Genomic DNA, 11717 nt, shown 5'->3' with positions numbered 1-11717 from the left:
CAACGATTACTCGTTGTCGGAACCGCCCAGACCTGCGTTCAGCAGCTCTGCCAGGCTCGCGGATGCATCTTCAGCAGTCACCTGCGGTGCAGCTGGCAGTTCGCCTGCAGCACGACGACGCATACGATCCTGATGGTACGCATAACCGGTACCCGCTGGGATCAGACGACCCACGATAACGTTCTCTTTCAGACCGCGCAGTTCATCGCGTTTACCTGCAACAGCGGCTTCGGTCAGGACACGAGTGGTTTCCTGGAACGATGCTGCAGAGATGAAGGACTCGGTTGCCAGAGACGCTTTGGTGATACCCAGCAGATCGCGCGAGAAGGTCGCACCGATTTTGCCGTTCGCTTCCAGTTCGCGGTTAGCGATCTTGACGCGTGAGTACTCAACCTGCTCGCCTTCCAGGAACTCGGAGCTGCCCGCGTTCTCGATGGTCGCTTTACGCAGCATCTGACGAACGATAACTTCGATGTGTTTATCGTTAATCTTAACGCCCTGCAGACGGTATACGTCCTGTACTTCGTTAACAATGTAACGCGTAACAGCATGCACACCACGCAGACGCAGGATGTCGTGCGGCGCTTCTGGACCGTCGGAAACCACGTCACCACGTTCTACGCGTTCACCTTCGAACACGTTGAGCTGACGCCACTTAGGAATCATCTCTTCGTACGGCTCGCTGCCATCTACCGGGGTGATAACCAGACGGCGTTTACCTTTGGTCTCTTTACCGAAGGAGATGATACCGCTGATTTCAGCCAGGATTGCCGGCTCTTTCGGACGACGTGCTTCGAACAGGTCCGCAACGCGTGGCAGACCACCGGTGATGTCCTTGGTACCGCCGGATTCCTGAGGAATACGCGCCAGGGTGTCACCAGAGCTGATCTGTACGCCATCTTCCAGCTGTACAATCGCTTTACCAGGCAGGAAGTACTGCGCAGGCATATCGGTACCAGGGATCAGAACGTCGTTACCCTGAGCATCAACGATTTTCAGTGCAGGACGCAGATCTTTACCGCCGGTAGTACGTTCAGCAGAATCCAGAACCACCAGAGAAGACAGACCGGTCAGCTCGTCAGTCTGACGAGTAATGGTCTGGCCGTCGATCATGTCAGTGAAACGGATGAAACCACTCACTTCGGTGATAACTGGCATGGTGTGTGGATCCCAGTTTGCAACGGTTTCACCGCCGGCAACCTGCTCGCCATCACCTTTCGCCATAACAGCACCGTAAGGCACTTTATAGCTCTCTTTGGTACGACCGAATTCGTCGATCAGCTTCAGTTCGGTGTTACGAGAAGTGATAACCAGTTTACCGCTGGAGTTCACAACCGATTTCGCGTTGCTGAGCTTGATGCTACCTTTGTTTTTCACCTGGATGCTGGATTCAGCAGCCGCACGAGATGCCGCACCACCGATGTGGAACGTACGCATCGTCAGCTGTGTACCCGGCTCACCGATGGACTGTGCCGCGATAACGCCGATGGCTTCACCTTTGTTGATGATGTGGCCACGTGCCAGGTCACGACCGTAGCAGTGCGCACATACACCAAAGTCGGTGTCACAGGATACAACTGAACGCACTTTCACGGAGTCAACAGAGTTCGCTTCCAACAGGTCACACCACTGTTCGTGCAGCAGCGTGTTGCGTGGAACCAGAATGTCTGCGGTACCCGGCTTCAGAATGTCTTCCGCGGTAACACGACCCAGTACGCGATCGCGCAGTGGCTCTTTAACATCACCACCCTCGATAACCGGGGTCATGGTGATACCTTCAAGGGTGCCACAATCGTCTTCGGTCACCACCAGATCCTGCGCAACGTCAACCAGACGACGCGTCAGATAACCGGAGTTCGCTGTTTTCAGTGCGGTATCCGCCAGACCTTTACGCGCACCGTGCGTGGAGATGAAGTACTGGAGTACGTTCAGACCTTCACGGAAGTTCGCGGTGATTGGCGTTTCGATGATGGAGCCATCTGGCTTCGCCATCAGACCACGCATACCTGCCAGCTGACGAATCTGTGCTGCAGAACCACGCGCACCGGAGTCGGCCATCATGTAAATGCTGTTGAAGGAAACCTGCTGCTCTTCTACGCCGTCACGGTTAATCACGGTTTCGGTTTGCAGGTTATCCATCATCGCTTTGGATACACGATCGTTCGCCGCAGCCCAGATATCGATAACTTTGTTGTAGCGTTCGCCCGCGGTTACCAGACCAGACTGGAACTGCTCCTGGATTTCCGCAACTTCAGCTTCTGCTTCAGAGATGATCTCGTGTTTCTTCTCTGGGATGACCATGTCATCGATACCAACAGATGCACCTGAACGCGCTGCATAAGCAAAGCCGGTGTACATTGTCTGGTCAGCGAAGATAACGGTCGGCTTCAGACCCAGAATGCGGTAACAGGTGTTCAGCATTTTGGAGATCGCTTTCTTACCCAGCGCCTGGTTGACGATGGAGAAAGGCAGACCTTTCGGTACGATCATCCACAGAATGGCACGGCCGATAGTCGTGTCTTTCAGGCTGGTTTTCGCAACGAATTCGCCGTTAGCATCTTTTTCGTATTCAGTGATACGCACTTTAACGCGCGCATGCAGAGAGGCCAGGCCAGCGCGATAAATACGCTCAGCTTCTTTCGGGCCAGTCAGCACCATGCCTTCGCCTTTAGCGTTAACACAGTCACGGGTCATGTAGTACAGACCCAATACAACGTCCTGAGAAGGAACGATGATTGGCTCGCCGTTCGCTGGAGACAGGATGTTGTTGGTAGACATCATCAGCGCACGCGCTTCGAGCTGGGCTTCCAGCGTCAGCGGTACGTGAACAGCCATCTGGTCACCATCGAAGTCGGCGTTATACGCCGCACAAACCAGTGGGTGCAGCTGAATAGCTTTACCTTCGATCAGGACTGGCTCAAATGCCTGGATACCCAGACGGTGCAGAGTTGGTGCACGGTTCAGCAGTACCGGGTGTTCGCGGATCACTTCGTCCAGGATATCCCAAACGACAGCTTCTTCACGCTCAACCATTTTCTTAGCGGCTTTGATGGTGGTGGCGAGGCCTCGCAACTCCAGTTTGCCGTAGATGAATGGTTTGAACAGCTCCAGTGCCATTTTCTTCGGCAGACCGCACTGATGCAGACGCAGGTATGGACCTACGGTGATTACAGAACGACCGGAGTAGTCAACACGCTTACCGAGCAGGTTCTGACGGAAACGACCCTGTTTACCTTTGATCATGTCGGCCAAAGATTTCAGAGGACGTTTGTTAGAACCGGTGATCGCACGACCGCGACGACCGTTATCCAGCAGGGCATCTACCGCTTCCTGCAGCATACGTTTTTCGTTGCGTACGATGATGTCCGGCGCAGCCAGATCCAGCAGACGTTTCAGACGGTTGTTACGGTTGATCACGCGACGATACAGATCGTTCAGATCGGACGTTGCGAAACGACCACCATCCAGCGGAACCAGCGGACGCAGATCTGGCGGCAGAACCGGCAGAACGGTCAGGATCATCCACTCTGGCTTGTTACCAGACTGAACGAACGCTTCCAGCAGTTTGATACGCTTGGTCAGCTTTTTACGCTTGGTTTCGGAGTTGGTTTCGTTCAGCTCTTCACGCAGCTGCTCGCACTCTTGCTCCAGATCCATGCTCTTCAGCAGGGCCTGAATAGCTTCCGCACCCATCTTCGCGTCGAATTCGTCACCGAACTCTTCCAGCGCGTCCAGATACTGCTCTTCAGTCAGGATCTGGTGACGTTCCAGGTTCGTCATCCCGCCTTCGATAACCACATAAGATTCGAAGTACAGAACACGTTCGATATCGCGCAGCGGCATATCCAGCAGCAGGCCGATACGGGACGGCAGAGATTTCAGGAACCAGATGTGAGCAGTCGGAGACGCCAGCTCGATGTGGCCCATGCGCTCACGGCGCACTTTGGTCTGGGTCACTTCAACGCCGCACTTCTCACAGATCACACCACGGTGTTTCAGGCGCTTGTACTTACCGCACAGGCACTCGTAATCTTTTACTGGCCCGAAAATACGTGCACAGAAAAGGCCGTCACGCTCAGGTTTGAACGTACGGTAGTTGATGGTTTCCGGCTTTTTAACTTCACCGAAAGACCATGAACGGATCATGTCTGGCGAAGCCAGAGCAATTTTGATCGCATCAAACTCTTCGGTTTTAGTTTGCGCTTTCAGAAACTTTAATAAGTCTTTCACGGATTTGCTCCCGTCGGAGTTAGCACACTCTGCTGTCGGGCGTTAACCCGACAGCAGTGACCTGTTTGAGCGAGAATTACTCGTCTTCCAGTTCGATGTTGATACCCAGCGAACGAATCTCTTTCAACAGTACGTTGAAGGACTCTGGCATGCCCGGTTCCATCTGATGGTTGCCGTCCACGATGTTCTTATACATCTTGGTACGACCGTTCACGTCATCAGACTTAACGGTGAGCATTTCCTGCAGGGTGTATGCTGCGCCGTATGCTTCCAGCGCCCACACTTCCATCTCCCCGAAGCGCTGACCACCGAACTGTGCCTTACCACCCAGCGGCTGCTGAGTAACCAGGCTGTAAGAACCGGTAGAACGAGCGTGCATTTTGTCGTCGACCAGGTGGTTCAGTTTCAGCATGTACATGTAACCTACGGTTACCGGACGCTCGAACTGTTCACCGGTACGGCCGTCAAACAGCGTAATCTGACCAGACGTTGGCAGACCACCCAGTTGCAGCAGCTCTTTAATTTCAGCTTCTTTTGCACCGTCGAATACCGGCGTTGCAATTGGCATACCTTTGCGCAGGTTCTCTGCCAGACGCAGCACTTCTTCATCGCTGAAGGTGTTCAGGTCGACTTTCTGACGCACATCGGTACCCAGATCGTAGGCACGCTGGATGAATTCGCGCAGTTTCGCGACTTCCTGCTGCTGTTTCAGCATGGCGTTAATCTTGTCGCCGATACCTTTCGCAGCCATACCCAGGTGGGTTTCCAGAATCTGACCGATGTTCATACGAGACGGTACGCCCAGCGGGTTCAGTACGATATCTACCGGCGTACCGTTAGCATCGTGCGGCATATCTTCGATCGGGTTGATCTTAGAGATAACACCCTTGTTACCGTGACGACCTGCCATCTTATCACCAGGCTGGATCTGACGTTTAACAGCCAGATACACCTTAACAATCTTCAGCACGCCTGGTGCCAGATCGTCGCCCTGAGTGATTTTGCGGCGTTTCGCTTCGAGTTTTTTCTCGAACTCGTGTTTCAGTTCGTCATACTGCTCAGCCAGCTGTTCCAGCTGATTTTGTTTCTCTTCGTCGGTCAGGCCCAGTTCCAGCCAGCGATCGCGTGGCAGTTTGTCGAGCTTCTCAGCTTCAACGCCACCGGCAACCAGCACCGCATAGATACGGCTGAACAGACCCGCTTCGAGGATCTGCAGTTCTTCAGACAGGTCTTTTTTAGCCTGTTTGAGCTGCATCTCTTCGATTTCCAGCGCACGTTTATCTTTCTCAACGCCGTCACGGGTGAAGACCTGAACGTCGATAACCGTACCGGAAACACCGTTTGGTACGCGCAGAGAAGAGTCTTTAACGTCAGACGCTTTCTCACCGAAGATTGCACGCAGCAGTTTCTCTTCTGGCGTCAGCTGGGTTTCACCTTTCGGCGTTACCTTACCAACCAGAATATCGCCGCCGGTCACTTCCGCACCGATGTAAACGATACCGGATTCATCCAGTTTGGAGAGCGCAGCTTCACCCACGTTAGGGATGTCAGCGGTGATCTCTTCTGGCCCCAGCTTGGTGTCACGGGACACACAGGCCAGTTCCTGAATGTGGATGGTGGTGAAACGATCTTCCTGTACCACACGTTCGGAGACGAGGATGGAGTCTTCGAAGTTGTAACCGTTCCACGGCATGAACGCTACGCGCATGTTCTGGCCGAGCGCCAGTTCACCGAGGTCGGTGGACGGACCGTCTGCCAGCACGTCGCCGCGCTCAACTGGCTCACCCAGAGATACGCAAGGCATCTGGTTGATACAGGTGTTCTGGTTAGAACGGGTGTATTTGGTCAGGTTGTAGATGTCGATACCCGCTTCGCCCGGATACATCTCGTCTTCGTTAACTTTGATAACGATACGGGATGCGTCAACGTACTGAACGGTACCGCCACGCTTAGCCACTGCAGTAACACCGGAGTCAACGGCAACAGCACGTTCCATACCGGTACCAACCAGCGGCTTATCAGCACGCAGAGTTGGAACGGCCTGACGTTGCATGTTCGCACCCATCAATGCACGGTTGGCGTCATCGTGTTCCAGGAACGGGATCAGGGACGCACCGACGGATACCACCTGCTGGGTGGATACGTCCATGTAGTCAACCTGGTCGCGGCTGAACAAGCTGGATTCGCCTTTGCTACGGCAGGTAACCAGATCTTCTACAAAGTGGCCTTCGTCATCCAGGTTGGAGTTCGCCTGAGCGATAACGTAGTTGCCTTCTTCGATAGCAGACAGGTAATGAATTTCGTCGGTAACAACACCGTCAGTCACTTTACGGTACGGGGTCTCAAGGAAACCGTATTCGTTTGTCTGTGCGTACACGGACAGGGAGTTGATCAGACCGATGTTTGGACCTTCAGGCGTTTCGATTGGACATACGCGACCGTAGTGAGTCGGGTGTACGTCTCGAACTTCGAAGCCTGCGCGTTCACGGGTCAGACCGCCTGGGCCGAGTGCAGAGATACGACGTTTGTGCGTAATCTCAGACAGCGGGTTGTTCTGGTCCATAAACTGAGACAGCTGGCTGGAACCGAAGAACTCTTTCACGGCTGCAGAAATCGGCTTGGCGTTGATCATATCCTGAGGCATCAGGGTATCCAGATCGCCCAGAGACAGACGCTCTTTCACCGCACGCTCTACACGCACCAGGCCAACGCGGAACTGGTTTTCCGCCATTTCGCCTACGGAACGGATACGACGGTTGCCGAGGTGGTCGATGTCGTCCACTTCGCCTTTACCGTTACGGATATCAATGAGCTTCTTCATCACTTCGATGATGTCGTCTTTGCTCAGGATACCGGAACCTTCGATCTCATCGCGCAGCAGAGAGCGGTTGAACTTCATACGACCAACCGCAGACAGATCGTAGCGGTCTTCAGAGAAGAACAGGTTCTCGAACAGGCTTTCAGCCGCTTCGCGAGTTGGTGGCTCACCAGGACGCATCATGCGGTAGATTTCTACCAGCGCGCTCAGACGATCGTTGGTTGGGTCGACGCGTACAGTCTCAGAGATGTACGGACCGTGGTCCAGATCGTTAGTGAACAGCGTTTCGATACGTTTGTGGCCAGCCTGACTCAGCTTAGCCAGCAGATCCAGGCTCAGCTCCATGTTAGCCGGGCAGATCAGCTCGCCAGTTGATTCATCAACGTAATCTTTCGCGGCTACTTTTCCTGCAATGTATTCAACCGGAACTTCGATGTGTTTGATATCATCTTTTTCCAGCTGACGGATGTGGCGCGCGGTAATACGGCGACCTTTTTCCACATACACTTTGCCGTCGGCTTCGATGTCGAACGACGCGGTCTCACCACGCAGACGTTCCGGCACCAGCTCCATCTGCAGCTTGTTGTCGCGGATTTCAAAGATCACTTTTTCAAAGAACAGGTCCAGGATCTGTTCAGTGGTATAGTTCAGTGCGCGCAGAATGATGGTTGCAGGCAGTTTACGACGACGGTCGATACGGACAAACAGGTTGTCTTTTGGATCGAACTCGAAGTCCAGCCATGAACCACGGTAAGGAATGATGCGCGCGTTATACAGTACTTTACCGGAAGAGTGTGTTTTACCTTTATCGCTGTCGAAGAAGACGCCCGGGCTACGGTGCAGCTGGGAAACGATAACACGCTCAGTACCGTTGATAACGAAAGTACCGTTGTCTGTCATGAGTGGAATTTCACCCATGTAGACTTCTTGTTCTTTAATGTCTTTAACAGTGCCTTCCGGCGCTTCGCGCTCGTAGATCACCAGACGCAGTTTTACGCGCAGCGGTGCGGAATAGGTCACGCCACGGATCTGACATTCCTGAACGTCAAACACCGGTTCGCCAAGGCGGTAGCTGACGTACTGCAGCTCGGAGTTACCGCTGTAGCTCTGAATTGGGAACACGGAACGGAAGGCTGCTTCCAGACCGTACTGCCCTTCAGGATCTTGCTCGATAAACTTCTGGAACGAGTCAAGCTGGATAGAAAGGAGATATGGAATGTCCAGAACTTGTGGACGTTTACCAAAATCCTTACGAATACGTTTTTTCTCGGTATAGGAGTAAACCATAGGGTTCCTCAGCTCGCTGACAAGTCGACCCATCTGTCCGACGAAGGGACAGTTTGTGCAACACCATTTTGTGGACCGGAAAATTGAATACTTTCCGCAATACCTGTTGCTATCACGCTTAAACCATTTCATTGCGATTTACACAGAGCGAGCACCCTGTCGCAGTATATTAAGTCGTCGATAGAAACAAGCATTGAAAGACACATCGATAGTCAAACAGTGTGAAATGCTACCGAGGCCTTACAGCGCAAAAAGGCTGGTGACTAAAAAGTCACCAGCCATCAGCCTAATTACTTAGGCTGCAACCAGAAAAGTTGGCTTATTTAACTTCAACTTCAGCGCCAGCTTCTTCCAGAGATTTTTTCAGTGCTTCTGCGTCGTCTTTGCTCACGCCTTCTTTCAGCGCAGCTGGAGCAGATTCTACCAGGTCTTTAGCTTCTTTCAGACCCAGACCGGTAGCGCCACGAACAGCTTTGATTACTGCAACTTTGTTCGCGCCAGCAGCTTTCAGAATTACGTCGAATTCAGTTTTCTCTTCAGCAGCGTCAGCAGCTGGGCCAGCAGCAACAGCTACAGCAGCAGCAGCAGAAACACCGAATTTTTCTTCCATTGCAGAGATCAGCTCAACAACGTCCATTACGGACATAGCGGATACTGCTTCAATGATTTGATCTTTAGTGATAGACATTTAAATTGTTCCTGAATATCAGAATAAGTTTATACGTAAGCAGATGCTTTATAAAGATAACTGCGATTAAGCAGCTTCTTTCGCATCGCGTACAGCAGCCAGAGTACGAACCAGTTTGCCAGCCGAAGCTTCTTTCATGGTTGCCATCAGGCGTGCAATTGCTTCTTCGTAGGTCGGCAGAGTTGCCAGGCGGTCGATCTGAGACGCCGGGATCAGCTCACCTTCAAAGGCAGCGGCTTTGACCTCAAATTTTGCATTCGCTTTCGCGAACTCTTTGAACAGACGAGCAGCAGCGCCCGGGTGTTCCATAGAGTATGCAATCAGGGTCGGACCAACAAACGTGTCTTTCAGGCACTCAAAAGAGGTACCTTCAACAGCACGGCGCAGCAGGGTGTTACGAACAACACGCATGTAAACGCCAGCTTCACGACCTGCTTTACGCAGTTCAGTCATTTTATCTACAGTTACGCCACGGGAATCCGCAACTACTGCAGACAGCGCGCCTTTGGCTACTTCGCTGACTTCAGCAACAATCGCTTGTTTGTCTTGAAGATTTAAAGCCATTAGCTTTTGCTCCTGGATGTTTGCCGGAACTCATGTTCCGGAACTCACTTCACTCTTCCCAACGGAAAGAGCGTCTTAATACGGTGAGCAGAAACAAGCCAGAATATCCAAAAATAATCTTAGCGTTCTGTCACCGTCTACGCAGGGGATTAAGTCTCTTGCGAAACACCTGCGGTCTTCGACGGAGGCCTGGATTAGGCCAGGCTCCAACGAACAATTCTTTTAGCCGCTAACTTTCGTTAGCAAACGTGGGGGTAAGATTGTAGACAAAATCACCGCCCACGTAAAGGCATTAGTTTGCAGCAGCGCTCAGGCCAGCCTGGTCAACTGCAACACCTGCACCCATGGTGGTGGAGATGCTAACTTTCTTGATGTACACGCCTTTCGCCTGAGTTGGTTTTGCTTTTTTCAGCGCAACCAGCAGAGCTTCCAGGTTTTCTTTCAGTTTGTCAGCGTCGAAGTCCACTTTACCGATGGTGGTGTGGATGATGCCGTTTTTGTCGTTACGATAACGAACCTGACCTGCTTTAGCGTTCTTAACCGCTTCAGCAACGTTAGGGGTTACAGTACCCACTTTCGGGTTTGGCATCAGGCCGCGTGGACCCAGAACCTGGCCCAGCTGGCCAACAACGCGCATTGCATCTGGAGATGCGATAACAACGTCAAAGTTCATTTCGCCTTTTTTGATCTGGTCAGCCAGATCTTCCATACCTACCAGTTCAGCGCCAGCAGCTTTAGCAGCTTCTGCGTTTGCACCCTGAGTAAATACAGCTACGCGAACGGAACGGCCAGTACCGTGTGGCAGTACAGTTGCACCACGAACGTTCTGATCAGATTTACGAGCATCAATGCCCAGGTTAACAGCAACGTCAACGCTTTCAACGAACTTAGCGGTAGCCAGTTCTTTCAGCAGAGCGATAGCTTCGTTGATGTCGTACTGTTTGGTCGCATCAACTTTGTCACGGATCACGGACATGCGCTTGGTCAGTTTAGCCATTTCTTAGTCCTCCACTACCAGGCCCATGGAACGTGCAGTACCTTCGATAGAGCGAGTCATCGCTTCAATGTCGGCACCAGTCATGTCGGCAGCTTTGGTCTGCGCGATTTCCTGCAGCTGAGCGCGGGAAATTTTACCCACTTTGTCTTTGTTCGGTTTACCGGAACCAGACTTGATACCAGCCGCTTTCTTCAGCAGAACTGCTGCAGGAGGGGTTTTGGTAACGAAAGTGAAAGAACGGTCAGCGTAAACAGTGATTACAACTGGGATTGGCAGACCTTTTTCCAGGGATTCAGTTTTGGCGTTAAACGCTTTACAGAATTCCATGATGTTCACACCCTGCTGACCCAGAGCTGGACCAACTGGTGGACTTGGGTTCGCCATACCAGCTGCAACCTGCAGCTTGACGTAGGCTTGTACTTTCTTAGCCATTCTAAAATCCTCTGATTGGGTGATAGCGCCTCAGCGAGGCTCCCCGTGAATAAAATCGTTTTACAGGCCGTGGCCCATAAAAACAAAAGGCGCGAAATTGTATTCCAATCTCGCGCCCTGTGCAACGATTAAATCGCCGCTTTTTTGATCGCTGCTTAGGCTTTTTCTACCTGGGCAAAGTCCAGTTCTACCGGGGTCGCACGACCGAAGATAGAAACAGAAACTTTCAGGCGGGATTTCTCGTAATCCACTTCTTCGACCACGCCATTAAAGTCAGCAAACGGACCGTCATTAACACGAACCATTTCACCCGGTTCAAACAGCGTTTTCGGACGCGGCTTATCACCCACCTGCTGCAGGCGGTTCATAATCGCATCAACTTCTTTGTCGCTGATTGGCGCCGGACGGTCAGACGTGCCGCCGATAAAGCCCATCACGCGCGGTACGCTGCGCACAAGGTGCCAGCTCGCGTCGTTCATAACCATCTGAACCAGCACGTAACCCGGGAAGAATTTACGCTCGCTTTTGCGGCGTTGGCCACCACGGATCTCGACCACTTCTTCGGTCGGAACCATAACTTCGCCAAATAACTCTTCCATGTTGTGTAATTTGATATGCTCACGCAGCGACGTTGCTACGCGGCCTTCAAAACCGGAAAACGCCTGAACGACGTACCAGCGCTTTTTAGGGGCTTCAGACAT

7 protein-coding genes are annotated in these 11717 nt (G+C 52.4%); all 7 read right to left on the bottom strand.

Annotation, left to right across the window (positions count from 1 at the left end):
* Positions 1–6: 6 nt before the first annotated feature.
* The 7 genes from rpoC to nusG all read right to left on the bottom strand — a co-directional run bounded on the left by rpoC (position 7) and on the right by nusG (position 11717).
* On the bottom strand, positions 7–4230 hold the full coding sequence (rpoC, locus tag ACQG2G_RS01190; protein ID WP_013095003.1) for a DNA-directed RNA polymerase subunit beta': 4224 nt from the start codon (positions 4228–4230) through the stop codon (positions 7–9).
* A 76-nt stretch (positions 4231–4306) separates the two neighbouring features.
* Positions 4307–8335, bottom strand: coding sequence for a DNA-directed RNA polymerase subunit beta (rpoB, locus tag ACQG2G_RS01185; protein WP_008503453.1), 4029 nt, complete (start codon positions 8333–8335; stop codon positions 4307–4309).
* Positions 8336–8654: 319 nt separating this feature from the next.
* The gene (gene rplL / locus ACQG2G_RS01180) at positions 8655–9023 is read right to left on the bottom strand and encodes a 50S ribosomal protein L7/L12 (RefSeq protein ID WP_013095002.1); all 369 of its coding nucleotides are present in this window, start codon (positions 9021–9023) and stop codon (positions 8655–8657) included.
* Between the two features lie 66 nt (positions 9024–9089).
* Positions 9090–9587 carry a 50S ribosomal protein L10 gene (rplJ, locus tag ACQG2G_RS01175; protein WP_013095001.1) on the bottom strand — a complete coding sequence of 166 codons (498 nt, stop codon included), beginning with the start codon at positions 9585–9587 and terminating at the stop codon, positions 9090–9092.
* A 292-nt stretch (positions 9588–9879) separates the two neighbouring features.
* A complete protein-coding gene (rplA, locus tag ACQG2G_RS01170; protein WP_013095000.1) occupies positions 9880–10584 on the bottom strand; it encodes a 50S ribosomal protein L1 in 705 nt (234 codons plus the stop codon).
* Between the two features lie 3 nt (positions 10585–10587).
* Positions 10588–11016: a 50S ribosomal protein L11 gene (rplK, locus tag ACQG2G_RS01165; RefSeq protein ID WP_008503452.1), complete on the bottom strand. Its 429-nt coding sequence runs from the start codon at positions 11014–11016 to the stop codon at positions 10588–10590.
* A 155-nt stretch (positions 11017–11171) separates the two neighbouring features.
* Positions 11172–11717, bottom strand: a complete 546-nt coding sequence (nusG, locus tag ACQG2G_RS01160; RefSeq protein ID WP_003862341.1) for a transcription termination/antitermination protein NusG — start codon at positions 11715–11717, stop codon at positions 11172–11174.

This window comes from Enterobacter cloacae complex sp. 382A5 (assembly GCF_050031095.1).
In the GTDB taxonomy this organism is placed as follows: Bacteria; Pseudomonadota; Gammaproteobacteria; order Enterobacterales; family Enterobacteriaceae; genus Enterobacter; species Enterobacter cloacae.
Note: the sequence above shows the minus strand (reverse complement) of the source record. Positions and strands in the feature narration are given on the sequence as shown.